Source organism: Arthrobacter globiformis NBRC 12137, from assembly GCF_000238915.1.
In the GTDB taxonomy this organism is placed as follows: Bacteria; Actinomycetota; Actinomycetes; order Actinomycetales; family Micrococcaceae; genus Arthrobacter; species Arthrobacter globiformis.
In genome coordinates, this window is sequence record NZ_BAEG01000064.1 from 1 (window position 1) to 25,155 (window position 25,155).

22 protein-coding genes are annotated in these 25,155 nt (G+C 68.4%); 8 read left to right on the forward strand and 14 right to left on the reverse strand.

From position 1 onward, the window contains the following. A partial coding sequence (locus tag ARGLB_RS24085) for a hypothetical protein (protein ID WP_003802473.1) occupies window positions 1–844 on the reverse strand: 844 nt, incomplete at its 3' end. Window positions 845–1,018: 174 nt separating this feature from the next. Here ARGLB_RS24085 and ARGLB_RS11350 point away from each other — a divergent pair. Then, on the forward strand, window positions 1,019–2,482 hold the full coding sequence (locus tag ARGLB_RS11350; protein WP_043418855.1) for a protein adenylyltransferase SelO: 1,464 nt from the start codon (window positions 1,019–1,021) through the stop codon (window positions 2,480–2,482). A gap of 5 nt (window positions 2,483–2,487) precedes the next feature. Here the strand turns inward: ARGLB_RS11350 and ARGLB_RS23600 are convergent, their stop codons facing one another. The 3 genes from ARGLB_RS23600 to ARGLB_RS11360 form a co-directional block, all read right to left on the reverse strand. After that, entirely contained in the window at window positions 2,488–2,643 is a 156-nt protein-coding gene (locus ARGLB_RS23600; protein WP_003802478.1) for a hypothetical protein, read from the reverse strand. Window positions 2,644–3,136: 493 nt separating this feature from the next. Continuing rightward, window positions 3,137–3,514 (reverse strand): VOC family protein, encoded by a 378-nt coding sequence (locus tag ARGLB_RS11355; protein WP_003802481.1) that lies wholly within the window; start codon window positions 3,512–3,514, stop codon window positions 3,137–3,139. Window positions 3,515–3,826: 312 nt separating this feature from the next. Further along, window positions 3,827–4,228, reverse strand: coding sequence for a response regulator transcription factor (locus ARGLB_RS11360; RefSeq protein WP_043418887.1), 402 nt, complete (start codon window positions 4,226–4,228; stop codon window positions 3,827–3,829). A gap of 741 nt (window positions 4,229–4,969) precedes the next feature. Between ARGLB_RS11360 and ARGLB_RS11365 the strand changes: the two genes are divergently transcribed. The 3 genes from ARGLB_RS11365 (at window position 4,970) to ARGLB_RS11375 (ending at window position 6,162) form a co-directional block, all read left to right on the forward strand. After that, on the forward strand, window positions 4,970–5,218 hold the full coding sequence (locus ARGLB_RS11365) for a hypothetical protein (protein ID WP_139023321.1): 249 nt from the start codon (window positions 4,970–4,972) through the stop codon (window positions 5,216–5,218). Between the two features lie 151 nt (window positions 5,219–5,369). Beyond that, complete coding sequence (locus ARGLB_RS11370; RefSeq protein ID WP_003802485.1) at window positions 5,370–5,738, forward strand: VOC family protein; 369 nt, start codon at window positions 5,370–5,372, stop codon at window positions 5,736–5,738. A 31-nt stretch (window positions 5,739–5,769) separates the two neighbouring features. Next, a complete protein-coding gene (locus ARGLB_RS11375; protein ID WP_003802487.1) occupies window positions 5,770–6,162 on the forward strand; it encodes a VOC family protein in 393 nt (130 codons plus the stop codon). Between the two features lie 99 nt (window positions 6,163–6,261). Here ARGLB_RS11375 and ARGLB_RS11380 read toward each other — a convergent pair whose 3' ends face one another. Continuing rightward, window positions 6,262–7,728, reverse strand: coding sequence for a sugar porter family MFS transporter (locus tag ARGLB_RS11380; RefSeq protein ID WP_003802489.1), 1,467 nt, complete (start codon window positions 7,726–7,728; stop codon window positions 6,262–6,264). 136 nt (window positions 7,729–7,864) lie between these two features. On the opposite strand from ARGLB_RS11380, the gene ARGLB_RS11385 reads away from it, so the two are divergent. The 3 genes from ARGLB_RS11385 (at window position 7,865) to trxB (ending at window position 10,500) form a co-directional block, all read left to right on the forward strand. Beyond that, entirely contained in the window at window positions 7,865–8,875 is a 1,011-nt protein-coding gene (locus ARGLB_RS11385) for a LacI family DNA-binding transcriptional regulator (protein WP_003802491.1), read from the forward strand. Between the two features lie 102 nt (window positions 8,876–8,977). Then, complete coding sequence (locus ARGLB_RS11390) at window positions 8,978–9,412, forward strand: arsenate reductase ArsC (protein ID WP_003802494.1); 435 nt, start codon at window positions 8,978–8,980, stop codon at window positions 9,410–9,412. A 125-nt stretch (window positions 9,413–9,537) separates the two neighbouring features. Next, window positions 9,538–10,500: a thioredoxin-disulfide reductase gene (gene trxB / locus ARGLB_RS11395; protein ID WP_043418888.1), complete on the forward strand. Its 963-nt coding sequence runs from the start codon at window positions 9,538–9,540 to the stop codon at window positions 10,498–10,500. Window positions 10,501–10,809: 309 nt separating this feature from the next. Here the strand turns inward: trxB and ARGLB_RS11400 are convergent, their stop codons facing one another. The 4 genes from ARGLB_RS11400 to ARGLB_RS11415 all read right to left on the reverse strand — a co-directional run bounded on the left by ARGLB_RS11400 (window position 10,810) and on the right by ARGLB_RS11415 (window position 15,625). Next, window positions 10,810–11,835: a hypothetical protein gene (locus ARGLB_RS11400; RefSeq protein ID WP_003802497.1), complete on the reverse strand. Its 1,026-nt coding sequence runs from the start codon at window positions 11,833–11,835 to the stop codon at window positions 10,810–10,812. A 171-nt stretch (window positions 11,836–12,006) separates the two neighbouring features. Then, on the reverse strand, window positions 12,007–13,248 hold the full coding sequence (locus ARGLB_RS11405; protein ID WP_050934346.1) for an MFS transporter: 1,242 nt from the start codon (window positions 13,246–13,248) through the stop codon (window positions 12,007–12,009). A gap of 149 nt (window positions 13,249–13,397) precedes the next feature. After that, window positions 13,398–14,438, reverse strand: coding sequence for an NAD(P)-dependent alcohol dehydrogenase (locus ARGLB_RS11410; RefSeq protein ID WP_003802501.1), 1,041 nt, complete (start codon window positions 14,436–14,438; stop codon window positions 13,398–13,400). Window positions 14,439–14,659: 221 nt separating this feature from the next. Next, window positions 14,660–15,625 carry a helix-turn-helix transcriptional regulator gene (locus ARGLB_RS11415; protein WP_003802504.1) on the reverse strand — a complete coding sequence of 322 codons (966 nt, stop codon included), beginning with the start codon at window positions 15,623–15,625 and terminating at the stop codon, window positions 14,660–14,662. Window positions 15,626–15,763: 138 nt separating this feature from the next. Between ARGLB_RS11415 and ARGLB_RS11420 the strand changes: the two genes are divergently transcribed. Then, the gene (locus ARGLB_RS11420; protein WP_003802505.1) at window positions 15,764–16,504 is read left to right on the forward strand and encodes an SDR family NAD(P)-dependent oxidoreductase; all 741 of its coding nucleotides are present in this window, start codon (window positions 15,764–15,766) and stop codon (window positions 16,502–16,504) included. Between the two features lie 57 nt (window positions 16,505–16,561). On the opposite strand, the gene ARGLB_RS11425 is transcribed toward ARGLB_RS11420, so the two are convergent. From ARGLB_RS11425 to ARGLB_RS11445, 5 genes are all read right to left on the reverse strand, one after another. After that, window positions 16,562–19,186: an MprF family protein gene (locus tag ARGLB_RS11425; protein WP_003802507.1), complete on the reverse strand. Its 2,625-nt coding sequence runs from the start codon at window positions 19,184–19,186 to the stop codon at window positions 16,562–16,564. A 126-nt stretch (window positions 19,187–19,312) separates the two neighbouring features. After that, the gene (locus ARGLB_RS11430; protein WP_003802509.1) at window positions 19,313–20,770 is read right to left on the reverse strand and encodes a UDP-glucose dehydrogenase family protein; all 1,458 of its coding nucleotides are present in this window, start codon (window positions 20,768–20,770) and stop codon (window positions 19,313–19,315) included. Window position 20,771: 1 nt separating this feature from the next. Continuing rightward, window positions 20,772–21,935, reverse strand: a complete 1,164-nt coding sequence (locus tag ARGLB_RS11435) for a hypothetical protein (protein WP_003802511.1) — start codon at window positions 21,933–21,935, stop codon at window positions 20,772–20,774. Then, window positions 21,932–23,296 carry an aminoglycoside phosphotransferase family protein gene (locus ARGLB_RS11440; RefSeq protein ID WP_003802512.1) on the reverse strand — a complete coding sequence of 455 codons (1,365 nt, stop codon included), beginning with the start codon at window positions 23,294–23,296 and terminating at the stop codon, window positions 21,932–21,934. Before ARGLB_RS11440 ends, ARGLB_RS11435 begins: the two co-directional genes overlap by 4 nt. Further along, window positions 23,293–25,155: an ABC transporter ATP-binding protein gene (locus tag ARGLB_RS11445; protein WP_003802514.1), complete on the reverse strand. Its 1,863-nt coding sequence runs from the start codon at window positions 25,153–25,155 to the stop codon at window positions 23,293–23,295. Before ARGLB_RS11445 ends, ARGLB_RS11440 begins: the two co-directional genes overlap by 4 nt.

Sequence of the window (25,155 nt, forward strand, 5' to 3'; positions counted from 1 at the left end):
ACGGATCCTCGGGGTCACGCAGCGGAACGCCTGCCGAACCCGGCGCGTCAAAGCCGGGGCGGGCCGGCTCGCCGTACACGGTTTCTGCGTAGGTGGTCGGGGTCGCCTGCGGTGCGTCGTAGAGCGGGGCGGCCGTGATACTGCTTTCCGTCACTGGCGGCTGGACGGGGTATTGGGGGAGCGTCCCGCTGGTGGATCCGGCGCCGGTTCCAACTGCGGGGGCGCCGGCCTGCAGGCTGCGGCCGAGTCGTCCGGCGAGCAGGCCGGCGCCTGCTGCGAGGAGCAGGAAGGTGCCGGGGCGCTGCCGGGCGAAGGACTTGGCCTCGTTCAGCAGTGAGCCCGGATCCCGGTTGTCCAGCCAGGACGCGACCGATGCGGAGCGGTCGGCGGCCTGTCGGATCAGGTCCGCGGCCACGCCCTGCTGGTCCGGCGCGTCGGCCATGGTGCGCAGCTGCGAGGAGATGCTGCGGATGCCTTCGGCGGCCTTGGCCTGCTGGGTGCCGGCCTGGCTGGTCAGGTCCGATTTTGCCTGGTGCAGCAGGTCCCGGGCACTGTTCTTGGCTTCAGACGCGACGTTCGCTGCCTCGGTCTTGGCTGTCTCGGCCACGTTCTGGGCGGCGCCGGCGGCCTGGCCGGCCACGTTCGCGGCCTCGTCTTTCGCCACGTCCTTCTTCGAAGACGCATCATCCCGGTAGCCGGTGGTGCCCGCATAGTCAGGGGTTCCCGTGGCGGTGGTGTCATAGCCGGTGCCCGTTCCGGTGGTGCCGTAGCCCGTGGTGCCCGAGCCGGTCGTGCCCAGACGCGTGGTTTCCGCTTCGGTGCCGAATGGGTTCTCGGTCATCATTGCTCTCTTTCCTTTGAGGGTTAGCTGCTGCTGATGAACCAGCACTCAGCAATAGTAAGCATGATTACCATCGGATAGTAAGTACACTTCCTACATGGGTGGCAAAAAGGTGGGGAGCGTTGGGTTTGAGGCGGCAGGATCGGCGGAGAACGGGGCCGAACGTATGCTTGAAAGATGAGCGCTACAGCCGCATCAACCGTCGCCTTTGGAAGCCGCTTCGCCATGGAGCTCCCCGAGATGGCTATTCCCTGGAAGGCGGAGGTGGTTCCTGACCCGCGGCTGCTGGTCCTGAACGAACCGCTTGCTGCCGAGCTGGGCTTTGATCCGGAATTCCTGGAGGGCCCGGAAGGACTCCCTCTGCTGATCGGCAATGCAGTGCCCGACGGCGCCACACCCGTTGCGCAGGCATACTCCGGTCACCAGTTTGGCTGGTTTGCGCCGAGGCTGGGCGACGGCCGTGCGCTCCTGCTCGGTGAGATTCTCAACGCCGACGGCCGCCTCTGCGACGTCCACCTGAAAGGCTCCGGCCGCACACCGTTCGCGCGGGGAGGCGACGGCTTTGCCGTCGTGGGGCCGATGCTGCGTGAGTATGTGGTGAGCGAGGCCATGCACGCCCTGGGCATCCCGACCACGCGGTCCCTCGCAGTCGTGGCCACCGAGCGCTCCGTCCAACGGGAGACGGCGCTGCCGGGGGCGGTGCTGACGCGTGTCGCGAGCAGCCATCTGCGCGTGGGGAGTTTCCAATATGCCCGGGTCGCCGGCGACAGCGGACTCCTGCGCCGCCTGGCCGACCACGCGATCGCCCGCCACTATCCCGCTGCGGCGGAGGCGGACAATCCCTACCTCGCCATGTTCGAGGCCGTGACCGCTGCCCAAGCCTCCCTGGTTGCCCAGTGGATGCTGGTGGGCTTCATCCACGGCGTCATGAACACGGACAACATGGCCATCTCGGGAGAGACCATCGACTACGGCCCCTGCGCCTTCATGGACGAGTTCGACCCCGCCACCGTCTACAGTTCGATCGACGAGAACGGCCGCTACGCCTACGCGAACCAGCCGGTGGTGGCGGAGTGGAACCTGACCCGGCTGGCGGAGGCGCTCCTTCCGCTGTTCGACGACGACGAGGAGCGCGCGGTCGCGCTGGCGCAGGATGCGCTCGGCGCTTTCCGCCAGCAGTACAGTGCTGCCTGGCTGGCCGGCATGAAGGCGAAGCTCGGGCTGGACAGCAGCCTTGCCAATGATGTGGCTTCGCCGTTGATTGACGAACTGCTGGCGCTATTGCAGGAGGGTCGCGTCGACTACACGTCGTTCTTCCGCCGTCTCGGGGCGGCAGCCCGCGGCAAGGATGAGCCCGCACGGAACATGTTCCCCGAACCGGACGCATTCCCGGCCTGGGCGGAGCGCTGGCAGGCCCTGCATCCGGACGCTGACATGATGGACCGGGTCAACCCGGCGTATGTGCCCCGCAACCACCTTGTTGAGGAGGCACTCGATGCTGCGACCGACGGTGACCTTGAGCCGCTCCGGCGATTGCTCGAAGTGGTGACGGACCCGTATAACGAGCGTCCCGGCGTCGAACGTTATGCAGCTGCTGCGCCGGAAAGCTTTGGCCCCTACAGGACCTTCTGCGGAACCTGAGTGGGTTAGCTGGCGCCGGGGTGCACCAGCGTGTCCGGATCCAGCTCGCTCGCCGGCGCGTCGGACAGCCCCTGGGGCGTAAGGTCCAGGTCGTCCAAAGCGGTCATGGCTGCAATCGGGGCGGCGTTCAACCCGGCGCCCGGGGCGATGGTGTTAGTCATGGTTCTTTGTCTCCTGAGGTGAGCGGGGCGGTGCATTGTGTGCTGACTCGCTATTTTCCTTGGAAACGTTGCGCGTGCCAAAGTTGCGCGGGGAAGGCGATTGGTGTAGCCGGAACCGGATCGTGCCAGTCCCGGGCACGCGGAGTGAGGAAATGGACGAGGCCGGCACCCCCTCGTCTGCAGGCCGTTACGGCCGGAGCGGAGGCAGCTTTGTGACGGTCGGTTACGGGCGAGCAGCGGCCGCCCACACTTCGCGCCCTAAGGATTAGTGCTTGACGGGCCTGCAGCGCTGGGTCAGACTCGTGATTGAGGAATTGATGAATTCATAGTTTCTTCAATCCTCTCCATTGGGGGCCCTCTGCTCTGGTGCGCAGAGGGGCCGGAGCGCCGCGGGGCAGTGGGACCCTCCCATCGGCCTGGGGGCCGCGGAATAGTCGGAAAGGGGCCGGAACAGCGTGGTTCCGACCCCATTCCGGTTAATACTGCTCCGGAGCTACGGCCGTTCGAAGAGGCTCAGAATATTGCCCTCGCTGTCCAGGAACCAGGCGGCTTTGCCCGCGTCCGAGGTCGCAATGCCGTTCTCAGTCTTCAGTCCCGGAAAATCGTATTCTTCGAACACGACGCCGCGGCTGCGCAAGTCCTGAACGTCCCGCTCGACGTCGTCCGTCACCCAGCCCATCTGGGTGTTTCTTGCGGTGCCCGCGTTGTCAGTCTGGTACAGCAGGAACCTCGTCCCGTTGCCGCACTGGAACATCAGGTTGTCGTCCCCGGGTTCCATGGGCTCCAGTCCCAGCTTGTCCCGGTAAAAATCCTTCGCCCTGTTCATGTCCTTCGCCGGAAGGACAGCCGCGACTTCTGTGTCTCTGAGCATGACAGTTCACTCCTCGTTGAGTTGATGGCGATGGTCCCCCTGTTCGGTGCCGGGAACGGACTGGCCGTCCGTGCCCGGGCCGCGTCGCCGCCCGTTTCGCCGAGAGCCGGGGCGGCCACCTGGGACCCTGGCGCCCGGCAGCACTGCCGGGCGCCGCGGGTCCCCGAAGTTTATGGGGACATTATGGAACCGAAGTGCCACCTGCGGATATAGGACACGGGATCAGGAAAGAACGACGTCGGCCCGGCGGCCGCCGCTGATGTGGGCCGGCCAGTTGGGTGCGCGGCCAGCGGTCAGGTGCGGGGCCAGAAGTCAGGGGCGGGGCCCCAGGCCGTGGGCCGTCAGCGGGCCCACAGGGCAGAGTTTGTTGACTGTCTCAGTGAGCTGGCGTGGGCGGAATGGCTTGATCAGATAAGCAGCTGCTCCCGACGCCATGCCGGCCATTTCGTCGTCGAGCTCCGCCCTTGCGGTGATGAACAGCATCGGCGCGTCAGAGCGCGCACGGATGTGCCGGGCGACGTCCAGGCCGTCCATGTCCGGCAGGTTCAGGTCGACGGTCACCAGGGCTGGGTTGTGTTCCCACGCCGCGGCCACACCCTCAACGCCGTTGCCGACTGCATGAACGTCGAACCCGATCCGCGCCAGGATCAGTGTGAGCAGATCGCGAATATCCTGGTCATCCTCGATGACCAGGCAAAGCCCCCGTGAACCCAACCTGCCCCCCGGCCTGTAGTAGGTGTGCATAGTGTAGGGCCCGAACCTCAAGAAGTGCATGGCCTTGGCGCGAAAAAACCCCGCACCATTGTGAAGGCGGTGCGGGGCTTTCCGTGGGCGACCACCCGCATGGGGGAATAGGGTGGGGCCCCACCCAAAGTTACCCGCGCGTAGGTTTATCCTTCAAATGTACGTTCTCGTTTGGTCGGGCAGCTCCGTCTGGAAGCTGCACCCGCATCAGCGGAAGCGCGTGCTGCCAGAGTCGGCCATGCGGGCGCGGTCGAGGGCCGCCATAACGTACCGCAGGTCGGACAGGCCCGATTGTTGTGGGTCCGGCGGCGGGCTGGGTTAGGCAGCCAGGTCCCGGAGGGTGGACCAGGGCCACCGCCGCCGGCCCTGGGTACAGTGTCCGCCTTCGTTCTTGGAAGAACTTTGGAGTTCCCTTGGGCCGTCACGGTGAAACGGGGGGTCTGCCGGTGGAAGCCCCAAGGTGTCCCAGTTATTTCCCCATGTCAGCAGGCAATACTGCCAGCGTCCTGAAGGAGACGGAGTCCGCGCCCCGAACCCTCGGAACAGCCGGGTCCGGCCGCACTCCCCCTCGCGCACCGGACCCGGCAACACCCTCCCTCCCGCATGAACCCCACGGGCACGCGCCGCCGCCAGAAGGCGGGCACCAACTCAGAGGCGTGTTGCACAGGCCACGTTCACAGGTTGTTCACTCCGAGCTGGTTCCATTGGTGCATGGACTCGAATGCTGGCAATGATCACGACGCCGCTATTGTTCCGCCGGTGCGGGGCACGTTGACCCCCGGGGCGGAGGCGGCGATCCGGAGACCGGGCGGCCCCGCCCGGGCCGGCGTTGCCGGCAGCGTGCCCGTTGACGGCTCCGTCGTTTTCGCCTGGGTCGACGGGCTGTCCTCCCGCAGGCTGCATCTTGCCGGAGATCCGCTGGTTGTCCTGCCGGAGCTGGAGCACACGGAGGCGTTTTAGCGCTGCCCCGAGCTGGTGCCGGTGAATTTGTGCCGTGGGCGGGTTTTTGTCAGAGGGTTCTGGAAGAGTGCTGTCCGGGGCGCATCGGACGGCCCGCGAGTAGTATCGAAAACATTCACGGCCCGGAGGGTTCCGGAGACTGGAGCAGCACATGCAACTCGGCGCTTTCTCACTCAGCCTCGCCGTCAAGGACATCGCGGCCTCGGCAGCGTTCTACGAGAAGCTGGGATTCACCAGGTCCGGCGGCGAAATCGACCAGAACTGGCTGATCCTGCGGAACGGACAGACGGTGATCGGCCTCTTCCAGGGCATGTTTGAGAAGAACTCCCTGACCTTCAACCCGGGCTGGAACCAGGACGCGCAGCGGCTCGACTCATTCACCGACGTGCGCGATCTCCAACGCCAGCTGAAGGACCAGGGCATTCCCTTCGTTGCGGAAGCCGGAGACGGTACGGGGCCGGGCAGCTTTATCGTGGTGGACCCCGACGGCAACCCGGTCATCGTGGATCAGCACGTCTGATCCGTAGCCTCCGACCAAGAGGAGCCAGAAAATGCCTAACAACCCTGAGGATCTGGTCAGCGTCCGGTACATGGTGGACGACGTCGAAGCCGCCGTCGGCTTCTACACGAAGCACCTCGGCTTCACCGAAAGGATGAACGCGGCACCGGCGTTTGCCGACGTCGTGCGCGGTCAGTTGCGCCTGCTGCTGAGCGGGCCCACCAGCTCGGCGGGCCGGCCAATGCCCGACGGCGCGGTCCCGGCGCCGGGCGGATGGAACCGGATCCATCTCATCGTGAGCGATATCGCCGCCGAGGTGGACCGTCTGCGGGCCGCGGGGGTTCCGTTCCGGAACGACATTGTTAAGGGGCCGGGCGGCCAGCAGATCCTGCTGGAGGATCCGGCCGGCAACGTCGTCGAGCTGTTCCAGCCCGCCGGCCAGTAGACGCCGAAAATGCAGGAGCCCCGCCCGCCGGATTCGGGTGAATCCAGCGAACGGGGCCTGTGCGGCGCGCGGGGCTGCGCGGCCAGGGTGACTGTCCGGTTAGTGGGCTGCCGTCGCAGGGGTCTTGTGGACCAGGTAGATGGCGCCGGTGGTGACGTCCTCCTCGAGTGCTTCGAGGGTGCGGCCGCGGGTTTCCGGGACCTGGGTGTAGATGAAGATGAGGGCCAGGATGCCCACGATGCCGAACATGAAGAACGTTCCGGTGATGCCGACCGATGCCACCAGGGTCGGGAAAAACAGGCCCAGGAAGGCGTTGGCGATCCACAGGCAGAAGATGGAGACGCCGATCGCGAAGCCGCGGATGTGCAGGGGGAAGATCTCCGAGAGCATCACCCAGACGGCGATGTTGAGGAAGGTCTGCATGGAGCCGACGAAGGCAACCACAAGGAAGAGGATCACGAAGGGCCGCGCCGGGTTGCCGACGGGCAGCGCGATGGAGGCAATGCCGATCAGGAAGTGGCAAATGGTGGTCAGCGTGAAGCCGAGGAGCAGGGTGGTGCGGCGGTTGACCCGCTGCATCATGCTCAGTGCGATGACGCCGCCGACGACGGCGATGACGCCGGGAGCGATGTTGGCAATGAGGGCGCCGCTGGAGCTGAAGCCGGCCTCAACCAGCACGGACTGGCCGTAGTACATGATCGAGTTGATGCCGGTCAGCTGCTGCGCCACGCCCAGCCCGATGCCGACGAGCAGGATGCGCAGGATCCACTTGTTCTTCAGTGCGCCCCAGCCGGAGAGGTTCATTTCCTCTTCCTCGTCGGCCAGGTGCTTGACGTCTGCCATCTCCGCTTCGGCGCGGTCGGATGAGCGGATGGTCTTGAGTACGGCCAGGGCTTCCTGGGTTCGGCCGCGGGAGATGAGCCAGCGCGGGGATTCCGGCATCCGGAGCATGCCGAGGAACAGGGCGACGGCCGGTACCGCGGCGACAGCGAGCATGATGCGCCAGACGCCGCCGAATTCGCCCCAGAGGTTGCCGATGATGGCGTTGACGACGAACGCTGCGAGCTGGCCGATGACGATCATGAGTTCGTTGCGGCCGGCAAGCGAGCCGCGGATTTCGTAGGGGGCGAGCTCGGCGAGGTACACGGGGACCACGGACGAGGCGCCGCCGACGGCAAGGCCGAGGATGACACGGCCGACGACCATGACCTCGAAGTTCGGCGCGAACACACAGGACAGGGCGCCGACCAGGAACAGGACTGCCAGCAGGATGATGGTCTTCCGGCGGCCCCAGGTGTCGGCGAGCCGGCCGCCGCCCACGGCGCCGGCCGCGGCGCCGAACAGCAGGGAGCTGGTCACGATGCCCTCGGTGATCGGGGTGAGGCCTAGATCGGCGGTCATCGGCCGGAGTGCGCCGTTGATGACACCCGTGTCGTAGCCGAACAGCAGTCCGCCGAAGGTTGCCACCATGGCGACCATTCCGAGGCGCTTGCGGTGCGGTCCGTTCGTGAGCGGCGGCAGCGAGGGCGTATGCGCGCCGTCGCGCTGGGCTTGGGTTGCAGACATAAGGACTCCTTTGTCTCAAGTTTGCGGGACGTGTGCCCGCTGTCACATACAGACTAACGCGCGAAAGTCTTAAATGTAAGGTCAAACTTACAAATGACTTAATTTTCCGCTGGTCCCCTCGTGGGAGGATGGCGGTATGACGTTTCAGCGGCAGCAGCGGCCGGCCACCCAGGCTGACGTTGCGCGCGAAGTCGGGGTTTCCCGGACGCTGGTGTCCTTTGCCTTCCGCGGTACCTCAGGGGTTAGCGACGAGACCAGGCTGGCCATCTTCGACGCCGCCAAGCGTCTGGGGTACCGGCACAATGCGGCAGCCGCCGCCCTGGCAAGCAAGCAGCGCACCGCCGTCGGGCTTTACCTCCTGGACCTCCGGAACGAGGTCTTTTCGGATGTCCTCAACGGCGTACGGCTGGCGCTCCCGCAGGCGCGCAACCGGCTCATCCTCAGCGTTTCCCGCTCGATCGGCGGCGAGGACCAAGGGGCCCTTGACTCGCTCATCGAGGCACGTGTGGGGATCATCATCGCCGCGACTTTGCTGGACCCCGACGAGCGGGTGCGGGAACTGGCGCAGATGGTCCCGGTGGTGAGTGTCACGCGCCGGGTGGAGGGCGTGGACAGCGTGTACCCGGACGACCATGCCGGCGCCCGGGCCGCCGTCGAGCATCTTCTCGGACTTGGACATACGAGGATCGCCCACCTGGCCGGGCCGCAGTTTGACGGACACACGGTGCGCCGGGAAGCCTACGAGCAGATCATGCGGTCCGCCGGCCTGACCCCTCAGACCGTAGCGGCCAGCGATTTCACGCATGAGGCCGGGGAGCGTGCGGCGGCGGAGCTGCTGGCCGGACCGGACCGGCCGACGGCGGTCTTCACCCATAACGACCAGTTCGCGCTGGGTGTCCGCGAAGCCGCGTACGCGATGGGCCTGACCATTCCCGGGGACCTGTCGCTCGTGGGCTATGACGATTCGCCGACGGCCCGGCTCCACGGCATCGACCTGACCTCCGTGGACCTCCATGCTGTGGAGCTCGGGAAAATTGCCGGAAGCGTCGCGCTGGAGCGGCTCAATGACCCCGGCGCCCCCATCGCGGACAGGTGCATCACGCCCCAACTGGTGGTCCGGCGTTCCACGGCTCCGTCGGCCTCTTGATTGAACTGCCCGCTCTTGTTGCACTTGAGTACGCACGTCTGTGGGCTTGAACCGCTTCCTCCGGCGGTTCCACGCTCCGACCGCCAACCCCAGGAGACCGCCATGACCGCCGACCCAGCCAAGAAGCCTTCCGTCCTGTTCGTCTGCGAGCACAATGCCGGCCGCTCACAGATGGCTGCCGGGTTCCTCACCAGCCTGTCCCGGGGAGCGGTCGAGGTGCGTTCCGCCGGCATCCAGCCGTCGCACGAGGTGAGCCCGTCCGTGGTCGAGGCCATGGCCGACGTCGGCGTTGACATTACCGGCGCGGTCCCCAAAGCCCTCACCACCGGCGCACTCCGGGAGGCCGACGTCGTGATCACCATGGGGTGCGGCGACGAGTGTCCGGTGTTTCCCGGCAAGCGCTACGAGGACTGGGAGGTGGCCGACGCCCGGGGCAGGGGCATTGAGTCGGTCCGCCCGGTCCGCGACGAGATCCGGACGCGCGTCGAGGCCCTGGTCACCGAGTTGATGCCCGCCCGGCATACCGACGCCCAGTAACAGTTTCCGTGAATGAGCCTGAAGAGAAGGAGCCAGCAGTGAGCAAGAACGCCAAGCCCGAGGACGCCAGCACCGAAAAGACCAGCGCCGAAAAGACCGGTGCCGCGAAGGCCACCAGTGAGCAGTTGATCATTATCGGTTCCGGGCCTGCCGGCTACACCGCCGCGATCTACGCCGCCCGGGCCGGCCTGAAACCCCTGGTCCTTGCCGGCTCGGTCACTGCGGGCGGCGCGCTGATGAACACCACAGAGGTGGAGAACTTCCCCGGCTTCCCGGGCGGCATCCAGGGTCCGGAGCTGATGGACGGCCTGCAGCAGCAGGCGGAAAAGTTTGGCGCGCAGGTGGTGTTCGACGACGCCACCCAGGTCCAGCTCAAGGGCCACCTTAAGCGTGTGGTCACCGGCGGCGGTGAGACCTATGAGGCTCCGGCGGTCATCCTGGCCACCGGCTCGGCGTACAAGGAACTGGGGCTGTCCGAGGAGAAGAAATTCAGCGGCCACGGTGTCTCGTGGTGCGCCACCTGCGACGGGTTCTTCTTCCGCGACCAGGACATCATCGTGGTCGGCGGCGGGGATTCGGCGATGGAGGAGGCCACGTTCCTGACCCGCTTCGGCAAGTCCGTGACCGTCGTCGTCCGCAAGGGTGAGCTGCGCGCCTCCCGCATCATGGCGCAACGGGCTAAGGACAACCCGAAGATCACGTTCGCGTGGAACTCGGCCGTGACGGCGATCCACGGCAACGGCAAGGTCAGCGGCGTCACCCTGACCGACACCCGCAGCGGTGAAACCCGGAAGCAGTCCGCCACCGGGCTCTTTGTGGCGATCGGGCATGTGCCGCGCACAGAACTGGTGGCAGGGCAGGTGGAGCTCGACGCCGAGGGCTACATCAGGGTCGATTCGCCCACCACCTGCACCAACCTGAGTGGCGTGTTCGCGTGTGGTGACGCCGTGGACCACCGCTACCGCCAGGCGATCACCGCCGCCGGCACCGGGTGCGCGGCTGCCCTCGACGCCGAGCGGTACCTCGCCGCGTTGGAGGATGCGGACAGCATCGCCACGGCACTGGTCGAGGAGCCCACCCACGCCTGAGCCGCCGTCGAGTTCCGTCCGGCGAACCCAACTAGGTAGCAGCACAGGGCGTTCCCAGGCCTGGGAGGGCCCTGTGCTGCTACCTACATGGGCGAGGCGCGGGTGGAACGGGCGTATGGATGGGGGAGGCCCGAGGATGGGGGAGGCGCGGCTTGAATTTATGCGCGGCTGAAATTTTAAGGGACGGCGGCGGCTGGGGGGGCCGCCCTGGTCTCAGACAGGCGACACCGCCGCCGGCCCAGCCCCGGTGGTCGCCTTAATTATCGTCTTCACTCGACCCAAAGAGAAGTGGGAATTGGCGCTGATGTGCTAGATAAATTTCTGCACGCGGCTCCATCCGGGATCATAGGCATGGGTGACCTGGACGTCCTGGCGGGAGCGGGCAAAGCGGTCGAAGCTGCCACGTCCGTTCTGGTCCTCAGAGTCGCTGTAATAGTGCAGGACGCGAAGCCCGTTTGAGGTTTCCGAGGCCAGCACCCTGCCGCGGGGCCCGACCAGCGAATCCAGGCCCTGTTCGAGATGGAGGAGCCGGATCAGTGCCTCCCCGTTCGGCAGCCCGTCATCCCCGGTCCGCCGGTAACTGATCCGGACGGCAGTGTGCAGGTCCAGCAGCGGGTGATCAACCCACCGCAATGGCCGCAGGGCGCAGACGATCACCCTGTGCCCCGAGGAAGTTGTGGCCTCGCGCATCGTCCATCTGGGGTCTAGGTTCCGGGTTGCCACGGCCTGGAAGAACTCGGGGACGACGGCGGCGGGCTGGCTGTCGCGGGGATCGGCCCGGGTCACGTTGATGGCGCCAACCCACCGCTGGACATCGTCCTCGCCGAGCAGCCAGTCCACCAGCAGGCGGCCGGCCTGGCGGCAGTCGTGAGTGCCCATGCCCGTGAAAGCCGGATGGAAAACCGTCAGTTCAGCCAGGGCACGACGTTCGTCCCAGTCCACCGCTACCCGGGCCAGCCCCAGGTCCACCGGTTGCTCCAGACCTTCGAGGGTGCCGGCCAGCATGCCGGGCCGGGGCTCCCGTGCCGCTGCGAATTCCCAGGTTTCAGTGGGCGGGGGAGCCGCCCTCCGCCATCGTTCGGCCAGGACCCGCAGCCGGGGGTCCCCGCCGCCGGAGACGCAGAGCCGGTGCCGGGAGCGGGCGCCCGGTCCGGTCTCCCAGCGCAACTTGGGGTGAATGGCCATCACCATGGCACCGATGATTTCCGGGAGGTCGGCGTACATGCCGGTCATGACGGCCGCCGTGGCAAGGCCGGTTCCCGCCACTGACCACCACCGCCAAAAGGCGCCCACGGCTTCCGTCTCCGCCGCGCTGTTCCGCCGCACCAACTCCATCGGACCTCCTCGTCGTGCCGGTGTTCGCGCCATCAAATCCTGTTCAGGATCATGCGGGACGCCACTCAAGACGGGGGCACCGTAACCACAAGTTTCGCGCAAGAGTCAGAACGGCGGCCCAACTGGCTGGCGGTCGTTGTCGTTTTCAGCCGTCAAAACAACAACTGCGAGCTACTTGGGCGAACGGGACGGGCGGACGTCGCGGGGACCGGCCGGGTACCCGCGGTGACGGCTGGCGAAGATGATCACCAGCGCCACAGCCAGGGGAACCGCCGCCGCGAGCGGCACGAAAAGAGCGCCGACGGTGTTGAGGGCAAGCGCACCGTACGCGGCCCCGACGGCGATGCCGAGCTGGATCGTCACCACGGCCAGTCCGTTGGCGGCGTCCTTGTGCTCCCCGCCCGCGCGGAGGATCGCCGCCTGGTTGTAGATGCCGGCGGCTCCGAAGGTGATGCCCCAGAGGGTCAGGAGCGCGAGGCTGCCGGCCCACGTGCCGCCGAGTGCTGGCAGGAGGGCGAAGCTGGCCAGGAGCAGTGCCACGCCGGTCAGGACCGAGCCCCGGGGACGGGCGTCCGCCGTGAGGCCGGCAATCCAGATGCCCACCAGGCTGGCGACGCCTATGACGGACAGGGAGATGCCGGTGGCGTTATCTGGCAGGCCAGCGGCCAGCAGGAACGGGGCGATGTAGGTGAACAGGGCGAAGTGGCCCAGGAGCAGCAGCGGCCAGGCCGTGGCGACGGCGATGACCCCGGGCAGTGCCATGGCCGCGCGCAGCGACGGTGCTGAGTCCCGGTCGGCGTCGGAAGCCGGAGGCAGCAACCGGACGGCGAGCAGAGCGAGGAGCGCAGCGATCCCGGCCAGGACAAGGAAGGACGAGCGCCAGGAGAGCACGGACCCCATCATCGTGCCGAGCGGGGCGCCGACGGCCAGGGCGATGCTGTTGCCGCTGAACACTATGGCCATCGCCTTGCCCACAGAATGCGCCGGCACGATCCTCGCAACGTACGGGGCCATGCTGGACCAGAGCAGGCCGTGGGCCACGCCGCCGAGGAGCCTGGCGGCGATGGCGAGGGGCAGGTCGGGGCTGAAGGCCAGCAGCACGTTGCTCAGCGCGAAGGCCAGCACGGTCACGATCAGCAGGGTCTTGCGGGGCATCCGCCCGCCGAGCAGCCTGGACAGAGGAAGCGCCGTGATGACGATGACGGCGGCGTAGGCAGCCGTCAGTGAGCCGACGGCCGATTCTTCCACGCCCAGGTCACGGCTGATCTGCGGAAGCAGCCCCGACGGCAGGAGTTCGGTGGTGACGGCGGTGAACCCGGCCATGGCCAGGATGAGCAGACCGGCCCGCGGGATCCTGGAAGGGCGGGCCGGCTGAGCGGGGGTGATGGCGGACCGGCCTGATGGGGCCGGCATCGGGGTTCCGGATCCGGAGAGTTCTTGGGTCACGTATTTTCCTGAAGGTTTCGTAATTGGTGTCGCCTGCCCGTTGCCCCGGGGCGGTGGAACGGCCGACGGCGGGCCGGCCCCTCAGGGGACCGGCCCGCCGTCGGGCGTTTATCGCCTTAGAGGGTGGCGGTGTCAATCACGAAGCGGTAGCGCACGTCCGAAGCGAGGACGCGCTCGTAGGCTTCGTTGATCTTGTCGGCCGGGATGACCTCGATCTCGGCGCCGATGCCGTGCTCGGCGCAGAAGTTGAGCATCTCCTGGGTTTCGCGGATGCCGCCGATCATGGAACCGGCGAAGGCGCGGCGTCCGCCGATGAGCGCAAACGCGTTCACCGGGAGCGGCTCTGCCGGGGCACCGACGTTGACCAGGGTGCCGTCGAGGGACAGCAGCTGCAGGTAGGAGCTGATGTCGATCGACGCGCTGACCGTGTTGATGATCAGGTCGAAGCTGCCGGCGAGCGCTTCGAACGTGCCGGCGTCGCTCGTGGCGTAGTAGTGGTCCGCGCCGAGGCGAAGGCCGTCTTCCTGCTTCTTGAGGGACTGGGACAGGACGGTGACCTCTGCGCCCATGGCGTGGGCGAGTTTGACGGCCATGTGGCCAAGTCCGCCGAGGCCGACGACGGCGACCTTCTTGCCGGGGCCGGCGCCCCGGTGCCGCAGCGGGGAGTAGGTGGTGATGCCCGCGCACAGCAGGGGAGCGGCGACGTCCAGATCAATGCCCTCGGGGATGGTGACGACGAAGTCCTCGGTCACCACAATGTGGGTGGAGTAGCCGCCCTGGGTGATGGTGCCGTCGCGGTCGACGGCGCCGTACGTGCCGACCATTCCCTTCAGGCAGTACTGTTCCTCACCGGCCAGGCAGTTGGCGCACTCCTTGCAGGAGTTGACCATGCAGCCGACGCCCACGCGGTCGCCAACCTTGTGACGGGTCACTTCGGCGCCCACCTCGGTGACGATGCCGGCGATCTCGTGGCCGGGTGCGAGCGGGTACTGCTGCGGGCCCCAGTCGCCGCGGACGGTGTGGATGTCGGAGTGGCAGATGCCGGCGTACTTGATTTCGATGAGGACATCGCGCGGGCCGACGGCGCGGCGCTCGATGGTGGTGGGGACCAGGTCCTCAGTGGCGGAGGGCGCTGCGTAAGCGTTGACGGTAGGCATGGTTCTCCTGTTTATAGGTGGGTGTGGGAACGGGCCGTAAGTGAAAGAGATCCGTTTCTTTCATCTACTTAACCCCAGCGCCGCGGCGTGAGGCAGACCCTGCTGAAAGGGGTAACGACAGGGACCCCCAAGACTCTTCCCGTTTGTGGCGGACAGCACGGTAGCGGCTTTTGATGGGACGGGCTTTTTAGGGGGAGTGGGGTGTCGAGGGCTTGCTCGGCTCAGGCCTGGTGGCCGCGGCCAGGTTGACGGACCTGCCCTTGGTGGAGGTCGACGGCGGTCGTGCCGTCCGGCGCGGTGCGTTCGTCCGGCACCGCGTTTTCGGGAGGTCTTTCGGAGGTTTCCGCGGCAGTTGCCGCCCAGCTGGCCAGCAACCGCAGGCCGTCCGCGGACGGCGAACCCGGCTCGGCAGTGTAGGTGAACATGGTGAGGCCGGGCGTGGCCGTCAGCTCCAGCCCGTTGAAGTGCAGGTCGAGCCGGCCGACGGCCGGGTGCTGGAACGTCTTGGCACCGGTGCGGTGGAGCCGGACATTCCGTTGCGCCCACCGCCTGCGGAATTCCTCGCTGCGGGTCGACAATTCCCCGATGAGGTCCGAGAGGCCTTTGTCGAACGGGTCGCGGCCGGCTTCCGCGTGCAGCAGTGCCACACTTGTGTCGGCCGCCAGGTTCCAGTCCGCGTACAGGCTTTCGGAACGACGGTTGAGGAACGCGAACCGGGCGAAATTCACGGGCCGTGCCGGGTCTTCGTAGGCAGGTGAGTACAGGGCGCGAGCAAGGTCGTTGGCCGCAACGATGTCCAGGCGGCCGTTCTGGACGAAAGCCGGTATGCCGGCCATGCCGTCGAGGATGAGCTGGACGCTGGGGTGGATCGCCTGCGCCGGCTGCCTCCGCCGCCGGGCGGCGGGCCCGGCGGCCCGGGCAAGGTTGAACAGGTGCTCGTTCTCCGCCTCGTTCAGCTGCAGGGCGCGGGCGATGGCATCCAGGACGGAGTCTGACACGCCGGCCAGGCTTCCACGCTCGACGCGTGTGTAGTACTCAACGCTCATGCCGGCCAGCAGCGCCACTTCTCCACGGCGCAGGCCGGGCACGCGCCGCACGCCGCCGAAGTCCGGCAACCCCGCCTGTTCGGGAGTGAGCTTCGCTCGCCGGGAGGCAAGGAACTCCCGTATCTCATTCCGGTTGTTCATATCCTCCACGTTACGGACGCTGTGAACGACGTGGGAGTCCCTGTCAGGGCCTGCCTGCCGCGGGGCAGCCTCAATTACTGTGAATCAGGGGGATTGCCCCTGTGACAGCCGAACAGCGGCGGGAACGGAGCATGCAGAGTGGCGAGAATATTCATCACAGGTTCTGCGGGCGGACTCGGGCTGAATGCTGCGAGGGCGCTGATGCAGCAGGGCCATGAAGTCGTGCTGCACGCGAGGGATGAGTCACGGTTCGCGGACGGCGGCGAGGTCCGGGACCAGGCCCTGGGGACCGTCGTCGGGGATCTGGCTGGCATCGCCGGGACGGTGCGCGTGGCGGAGCAGGCAGACCAGTACGGCTCGTTCGATGCCGTCATCCATAACGCCGGGGTGTACAGCGGCAGCCAGATCTTTGCGGTGAACACCGTTGTGCCCTACATCCTGACCGCGCTCATGACCCGGCCGCGCCGGGTTGTGTACATCAGCAGCGGCATGCACCGGTCCGGCACGCCTGACCTCCAGGGAATCGACTGGACGAACGCGGTCGGGCGGCCGGCCGCCTACTCGGACAGCAAGCTGTACGTCACCACGCTCTCGGCCGCGGTGGCAACCCGCTGGCCGGACGTCGAAAGCAACGCGGTGGATCCAGGCTGGGTCCCCACCCGCATGGGCGGAAGCAGTGCGCCCGATGACCTGGAGCTGGGGCACGTCACGCAGGTGTGGCTGGCCACCCGGGAGGCCGCGGACAGCCGCGTGTCCGGAGGCTATTGGTTCCACCAGCAGCGCAGGCAGCCCCACCCGGCCGTGAACGACGCCGCGTTCCAGACTGAGCTGCTCCAAGCGCTCGAACGGCACACCGGTTTCGCCCTCGGACCCAACTAGGTCGCAGCTCAGGGCCTTCCCAGCGCTGGGAACGCCCTGAGCTGGTACCCAGTTGGGTCAGCGGCGGGTGAGGAGGCCCCGCACCAGCGTCAGGCCCTGCCCCAGGTTGATCGAAGGCAGGTAAGCCCGGGTGATGGCGTTGGCGATCGCGGGCAGGGCAGCCACGTCGGGGTAAAGCAGGTACATGGGTTCGTAGTCCGGTTTGAATTTCGCCTTGAATGCCAGCAGGGAACGGAAGCCGTAGACGGGTTCCAAGGCTGCGCCGAGCCAGTCGAGCAGCCGGTCCAGGCCGCCGTTCGCGTCGTGGCCGGCAGGCGCGCCAGAACCGGCAGGCGCGCCAGAACCGGCGGAGGAACCAGAGACGGAACCGGCCGGTACCCCGCCCGCAGGCGAAGAAGACGGCACCCGGGCCAGCGGTGCCCCGGAGAGGCTCATGAACTCGCACCCCTCGTCCTGCAGGCTCAGCGCGGCGGAGGCGATGAGGAAGTCGATGCTCGCGCGGAAGCCGTCGCCGCGCCGCCGCATGAAGTCGAGCGTCCAGCCCACCACGTATCCGTTCCGGTACACCGGCAGCCACGACGCCACCGCGTGGACGGTGTGGTCGGCATCGATGGCCAGCAGGCAGCGGACCTCGGGGTCGTCCAGCTCATCCAGGCTGCCGAGCGTGAAGCCCATCTCCGGGACTTTCTTGTCCGCCACCCATTCCTCGGAAATCGCTTCGATCTGGGCCTGGACGGCGATCGGCGCCTGGGCAAACGTGGTCCATTCGGCGCGGATCCCGGCCTTGGCCGCGCGGTTCAGTGCGGTGCGGATGTCCTGGAATTTCTTGCCGCGGAAGGACACCTCGTCCAGCCGCAGCACGGTTTCCTGCGCCACCTGGACCGAGCCCCATCCCAGTGATCCGGCCAGGCCGCGGAGTTCCTCGGACACGAAGTAGAAGCACGGCGTCCATCCGCTGAACCGGCAGTGCCGGGCGAACTCCGTGAACGCGGCTTCCCGCTCGGCCCGCGGACCCACGGGTGGCCCGAGCGCCACGGCCACCCCGCTGAGCACCCGGTACGCGATGAAGCTCGTTCCTGAGAACCAGTAGCTGTTCCCGCTCCACGTGGTCATCCAGGAGAGCGAACCGCCGCCGTGCGACTTCAGGATGCGCCGGGCCCGCTCCTCGTCCGCGCTGTGCCGGCCATGGGCCGGACGCAGGAACGTCCGGAGCAGCAGGAACCCGGTCCACGCCCAGAACACGACGCCGATACTTTCGTAAAGGACGACGGCGGCGGTGCTTTCGGGGAAGAACGCCGGTGAGCGGTCCACCAGGAATCCGAGAGGCAGGAACCTGTCCGGGACGTCGGCCAGAAGCTGAAGCAGGCCAGGCGCAGGAGTGAATCCGTCGGCCAGGGCCAGTCCCAGGCCCACATACAGCAGGCCCAGCAAAACCAGGGCAACCACCACCCGGCGCGCCAGCCGCAGGTACGTTCCGCGGGGCGCACGCACGGGGAACAGGTTCCGGCCTGCCAGCAGGAGCCCCGCCAGGAAGACAGGCAGGAGCATCGGCAGCACCAGGCTGAGCGGGTGCGAATAACCCGACAGCTCGATCCCGCCCACGCCCTCGCGGGCGGGCACACCCGGACCGGGCGGCGGCAGCAGGACGCCGGCAATGGTGACGGCGGCCAGCAGGGACAGCGAGGCCTGGATCAGGAGGGCACCCGCCCAGGCGAACCGCCGCCCGCGCCGCAGGCCGTCCGCGAACAGGAGCAGCAGGAACGACGGCAGGATGGCCATGAAGATTCCACCCGCCCCGGCGCGCAGCTGCAGCTGCGCTGCCGCACAGCCCCTGAAGTCAGCCGGGCGGGAACAGGACACCTGCAGCGCCGCAGGGTCCACCGGCTGGATATTGGTGAACAGGAACTTCAGTACAGAAAGAGGTCCGACGGCGTGCGGCGCCAGTCCCGCGATCACGGGACCGATCGCCGCGACCGTCAGGAGCAGCGCCACCAGAATCCGGGCCTCGTGCCGGGAGACGGCGGGCCTGCCGAAGCGCGGGCGCCGGCCCAGCAGCACCGGACCCAGCAGCCCTCCTGCCGCGGCCGCCCCGAGCCGGACGAGGTCCTCGAAGCCTCCGGCATACATCGCAAACAGCAGCAGCACGGCGAGCAGGACAACGCGGATCCGGCGCCGCCACAGGGTGGACAGGGCAGCGGTCGCCGCCATCGCGGCCGCGCAGGCCAGGGCGCTCGGCCCCAGGAAGAAGTGCCCGCTCAGGTCCCGGATCCAGCTCCCCATCAGGCCCCGGGCCGCGGCGAGGAACCCGAGCGTCGCCACGATCCCCAGCACGTGCCCGGCCAGCGCCGCCGCAGCGAACTTCAGGGGTCCGACCCGGCGTTCCAGCGGGAGCCCGGCCAGAAGCACCACGAGCGTGCCCACCACGTATCCCGCCAGGTCCCGCTCCCAGAACGCGGAAAGCAGCAGGGCGTACCAGTGGTCCGGAACCGAGCGTGAGGTGGCCGCGACGTGGAGCAGCAGAAAAGACGTCGGGCCGGAGCGGAGGCTGCCAGACAGTGCGCCCGCGGCCCAGAAGAGAACGACGAAGATGAGGGTGGCAGGGGAGCCGCGCAGCACCCGGGCCCAGCCCGCGGGTGTCCGGTAGCCGGAGGGTACCCGTCGTCCCTGGTCCGGCTGCCGCATGGGTGAAGGGCTCCTTTCAAAGGGCTCTTCGATTGTTCCACACCCGCTCTGGAACACGTCCTCTCTGGAACACGTCCGCTGCCTCCGTCGTGATCCACGGGCAGGGGTGGGTAGCCGAGGGCGGTATTACAGCATCACCAGGGGTTCCGCCGTCGGTACAGCTTGGTCGTGAACCGGGGCCGGCAGTTTGCTCGGGGCGCCGAGGGCTCGGTAGTCCCAGCCGGCGGCGCGGTAGGCCTCGGCGTCGAGTGCGTGCCGGCCGTCGACGATGTTCCGCCGCTGCACCAGGGTACCGAGCGCGGCGGGGTCCGCCCGGCGGAAAACGTCCCATTCGGTGAGGAGGGCCACGATCTCGGCGCCGGTGACGGCGGCTTCGAGGGTGTCGGCGTAGGCGAGGTCCGGGTAGGCGCGCCGGGCGTTGTTCATGGCTTTGGGGTCGAATACCGTGACCTTGGCTCCGGCCTGGTGGAGCATGCGGGCCACGTCGAGGGCGGGGGCGTCGCGGATGTCGTCGGAGTCGGGTTTGAAGGCTGCGCCGAGGACGGTGACGTGCACGCCGGCGGGGTCCCCGCAGGCCATTTCGGTGATGAGGTCCACGGTGCGCTGGCGGCGGCGCTGGTTGATGGCGTCGACCTCCTGCAGGAAGCCCACGGCCTGCCCGACGCCGAGTTCTTTGGCGCGGTGGGTGAAGGCGCGGATGTCCTTGGGCAGGCAGCCGCCGCCGAAGCCGAGGCCGGGTGTGAGGAACCGGCCGCCGATGCGGTTGTCGTAGGAGAGGGCCGTGGCGAGCTGGTTGACGTCGGCGCCGGTGGCTTCGCAGATTTCGGCCATCGCGTTGATGTAGGAGATTTTGGTGGCCAGGAAGGAGTTGGCGGCGGCCTTGACCAGTTCGGCGGTGGCGGGGTCTGTCTCCACCACTGGGGTGCCGTCGGCGATGACGGGCGCGTAGCAGGCGTCGAGGAGTGCGCGGGCCTGCCTGGAGGCCACGCCGAACACGAGCCGGTCCGGGTGCAGGGTGTCCTCGACGGCGTGCCCTTCCCGGAGGAACTCCGGGTTCCAGGCGAGTTCGGCTTGATCACCCGCGGGCGAGCTCGACCGGAGGAATGCTGCGAGCCGCTCGGCGGTGCCCACCGGAACCGTGGACTTGCCGGCGACGAGGCAGGCCCTGTCCAGGTGCGGTGCCAGCCGGGCGAGGGCGGCGTCCAGGAAGCGGAGGTCGGCGGCCGGCGAGTCGGGCTTCTGCGGGGTTCCGACGCACAGGAAATGAATGTCTGCGCCCGCCGCGGCGGAGAAGTCGGTGCTGAAGCTTAGCCTGCCGCACGCCAGCATCCGGCGGAGCAGTTCCTGCAGTCCCGGTTCGTAGAACGGCAGTGTTCCGCTGGCCAGTGAACGGATCTTGTTCTCGTCGACGTCGATCCCCACCACGCTGTGGCCCAGCAGTGCCATGCAGACGGCGTGCGTGGCGCCAAGGTACCCGGTCCCGATGACGGACAGGGAAAGCCCCGGGGCCGGTGGTCCCGCCGGATCGGAGGAGTCGGAGGTATCGGACGGGGCGTTCGTGGCCGCGGTTAGCGGGTTGTTCATGTCAGGCTCCTATCGGCGTTCGTTCGGGCAGGGCCGGGCTCTGGGCGGGAAGGTAACCGGAGACGAGGTAGGTGGCGGCGTCGGCGCCCCATGGCGGCCGGAAAGAGTAGAGGCACGCCAGCCGGAGCCGCGTGGACGCGGCGTAGGCGGAGAAGCGGTGCGGGCTTACGTGCAGGCATTTGGCCGCGGACATGACCGCCGCGTGGGCGATGGCGTACCGGCGGGTGGTGAGCAGGTTTTGCCGCCACCTTAGTTCCAGGTGAACGTCGAGGTTGGCCAGGTCCAAGGCGGTCTCAGCTTGGCAGGACTCGTCAAAGTCCAGCAGCCCGGGAGCCGCGGACGTCGCTGCGGTTTTGCTGGCGGAACCTCGGCCTCCGGCCAGCTGGCCCCCGAGTATCTGCTTGTCGTGCAGGTCGCCGTGGGCCCAGCCCACACGGTCCGGGGGTGTGCCGAGCAGGGTCTCGGTGACCACTTGGACACGGGAGAGGAGCACGGCGCGGGCGGGAGCGGCGTCGGCGATGCCCTCGCTGTGCCGGAGCCAGTGATCCACCCAGCGCTGCAGGCTCGCGGCCTCCTTCGCGGCATCGCGGAGCGGTAGCTGCTGCAGGCTGTCCTGAAACGCTGAACTGCCGGCGGCGGTCACGGTTCCGGCCCAGGCGCGGGACCACCGCGCCCACATGGCGGCGTAGGCTGCGTCGGTGCTTCCGGCCTGGCTGTGGCCGAGGTCGTGGAAGGACCGGCCCGCCAGGCGGCTGAAGACCAGAACGTCGGGTCCGGCGCTGACCAGCCGCGGCGTGTTGAAGCCGCCCTCGGTCAGTGCGGCGGCGGAGATGCTGTGGCTGGCAGCTGCGGCGAGGGCACGGCCGGGCCGAAAGACCTTGATGAAGGCTTCGGGGGCGCGGAGGACGGCCCGTTTGTGGGCGCGGTGCACCACGACCTCACCCCTGGCTGACTCGGCCGCGAGGGCGGGGAGACGGGGGTCGTCCACGGTGATGGCCTCGAACACGCCGCCACTGAAGTGTCCCGCCATGACGCCCGAACGGTCCGGGCACCGGACCTCCAGGACGTACGAGCCCGGCGTTGTTCCGGGCCAGGCCCGCTGGACTGTCCAGGCGGTGCCGGCGGCGTCGGTTACCCGGCGGGGGACGGGCGGATGCCAGGTCATTGGATCAGCTCCTTTGCCCGGGCCAGGTGCCAGGACATGTCTGCGGCCCACTCCGGGGACCGGTCACGGAAGGGGTCAACGCTGCTGTTGAAGAGCCGGTAGGCTGCCCAGGCGTCCACGGCGGCCTGGGAAAACCGTCCCCCGGCGTCGAGATAGCCTTCGGCGAGCAGCGCCGTCTTGGGTCCCCCGGCCGAATCACCACTGACGGGAACCCCGGCAGGAGCGCCGGCGGGAGCGCCGCCGTCGGGAAGAGCCTCCCTGGAAGGCGAGCCGCCCGCAGCAGGAAGTACTGCCTCTTCTGCGGCGGCGAACGATCCAAGATCGGCCTCGGCCAATCCGCTGGCCGCCCGGTCGAAGTCGATCAGGCGCACCTCTGAATCTCCCACCAGCACCTGGTCGGCGGAAAAGTCCCCGTGGACCAGGACCGGTGCTGTCCGGGGCCGGGCAAGCAGCAGGGCAGTGAGCCTGGTTTCGAGGTCCCGGGCCAGCGGTTCCAGCTCCGGCAGCAGCGCGGAAACCATGGTGCGCGTGGCCTTCAGCTGCGCCGCGAGGTCTTCGGGCCGGTTGCCCGCGGTAGGAAGGCGCCCAGCCTCGACCACATCGGGGACGCAGTGGAGTGCGGCGAGGGCCTGGCCGGCCGTGTAGGCGGCGGTGCGTGTGCCGGTGCTGTTGTCGCCCGCCGCGAGGTCGCCGGTGCCCCATGCGGTGCTGGCGGTGACGCCGTGGGCGAGGCATTCGGCGTCGGCGAGCTGCGGCAGGAGAGGGACACCGTGGTGGCGGAGCCGGTTCAGGAACTGGGTTTGCTGTCCGGGGCCGGCGGGCTTGGCTGCCGCTTTAATCACGACGGCGGTGCTCGCCTTGTGGCTGAGGAGGACCAGCCGCCGCTCGGGCTTGTAGCGCAGCACGGTGCTGCCGGCCAGCAGGGCCGCGCCCGGCCGGTGGTGGAGGCCCAGCCGCTCGATGCCTTTCTTCCTCAGCCAGGTGAGGTTCCTGTGCAGGGCCCAGTCGTCCTCGACGCCGCCCACTGCCACCAGGGTCTCTGGATTGCTGGGGTCCGGCCGGAGGATGCTCATGTCCCCGCCGTGGCTGCGGACGGTGTGTTCGCGTTCGAGGAGTTTGCCGCTGCTGGCCGGGGTGCGGGTCATGGCCCAGCCGTAGTCGAAGCTGCCGTTGCGCCGGCGGCGGAACGACACCAGCAGGGACGTGCCCGGCTTGTAGCGGACGCGGGTGACGCGGACGGTTTCGCCGAGCAGTTCGGAGAGGCGGCCGTTGTCCAGCAGCCAGGGGAGGCCGGGAAGCGCGGCGTCGCGGCGGGCGAGGGCATGCTCGGCCTGCGAGGAGCCGGGCACCAGGGTGATCATGGCACCTCCACCCTGACCGCGCCCGAAGCGCCAAGAGCGGCAGGTCCACGTCCCTGCTCCGCCATCCACCGGGCGAACCGCGAGCCCGGGTCCCGGAGCAGTTGGTCGGGGCGCCCGGCTTCGATGATGCGGCCGTGTTCCAGCCAGATGATGCGGTCGCAGGAGCGCGCCGAGTGGGCGTCATGGGTGATGGTGATGGAGGTGCGCTCGCGGGTCAGGGCGGCGAGGGCCTGCAGGACGGAGTTCCGGGAGACGGGGTCCAGCCCGGCGGTGGCCTCGTCCAGGATGACGATGGGCGCCTGCCGGAGGATGGCGCGGGCAATGGCAATCCGTTGCCGCTGGCCGCCCGAGAGGTCCTTCGCTGCTTCGCCCAGCACGGTGTCGTAGCCGTTGGGCAGGGCACGGACGAAACCGTCGGCCTGCGCGAGGACGGCTGCTTCCTCGATGTCCTGGTCCGTGGCGTCCAGCCGGCCGAAGCGGATGTTGTCCCGAACGGAGGTGCCGAAGAGCACCGAGTCCTGCAGCAGGATGGACACGTGCGAGCGGACGGAGGCGATCCTGAGGTCGCGCAGGTCCTCGCCGCCCACGCGGACGGAACCGGTGCTGGGGTCGATCATGCGCAGGATCAGGCTGGCGAGCGTGGACTTGCCGGCGCCGGACGGGCCGAGGATGGCGATGTGCTCGCCGGCGGGGATGGTGAGGCTGATCCCGTGCAGCACGGTCCCTTCCCCGTGGCCGGCGGAGACGTTGTCCAGCACGATGTCCGGGCGGGCGCTGTGCAGGCGCCGGGCGTGGGGAGCCTCGGGCAGGTCGGTCTGGGCCTCGAGCAGGTCCGCGACCCGCTCGCCGGAGGCGGTGGCGCGGGCGATCCGGCCGGTCTGCTTGGCCAGGTCCTTCAGGGGCTTCATCCCGGTCTTGAGGTACATCAGGAACACCACGAGGTCGCCGGGGGTGATCGCGTGCTCCAGGACGCGCCAGCCGCCGCCGGCCAGGACAACCGCCGTCGCGACGCCGATCAGCACATCGGTGCGCCGCTCGAGCCCGGCCGCCAGCCGGAGCGCCGCGACGCCGGTGCCGAGGGTGGCCTGGTTGCTCTTCCGGAAACCGGTGCTGATGGTGTCCTCCAGGCCGTAGGCCTGGACTTCGCGGATGGCACCGAGCGTCTGGGCCGCGGTGGTGGCCAGGTTTCCTTCGCCCTTCCGGGAGTTGCCTGCGGCGGCGGTGATCCGGCCGGAGCTCGAGCGGGAGAGGAGCGCGAACACTCCGCCGGCCAGGAAAACCACCAGGGCGAGCAGCGGGTCGAGCCACAGCAGGACGCCGGTCATCAGGACCAGGGTGACCATGTTGCCCAGCAGCGGCAGGCCGGCGGTGACCGCCACCTCCTGCAGCCGGGACACGTCACCCACCAGCCGCTGGACCGTGTCCCCGGTGGACGCCCGGGTGTGGTGCCGCATGGAGAGGCTCTGGACGTGGCGGAAGGCGCGGGCCCGCAGGTCCGACGCCACCCGGGACCCCACCAGCGCGAAACAGATCGCGGACCAGTAGTTGGACACCGCCCGGCCCAGCGCTATCGCCACCACGAAGGCGCCGCACAGCAGCAGCGTCTGGAGGCTGGCGTCCATTGAAGGTCCCGGCTTGTGCAGCGTCGCGCCCAGGGCGCGGGAGACGGCGTCCACCACCATCTTCACGGGCCATGGCTCGATGAGGCGGAAGACGACGTCGAAGGCCAGGGCGGAGAATCCGCCCGCCATCAGCCACCGGTGGCCCTGCAGGTGCGGGCGCACGCAGCGCAGTGTGCGGCGCAGCCCGGACTCCGGCCTGGGCTGCGGGGCGCTTTCCGGTACCGCTCTTATGCCCAT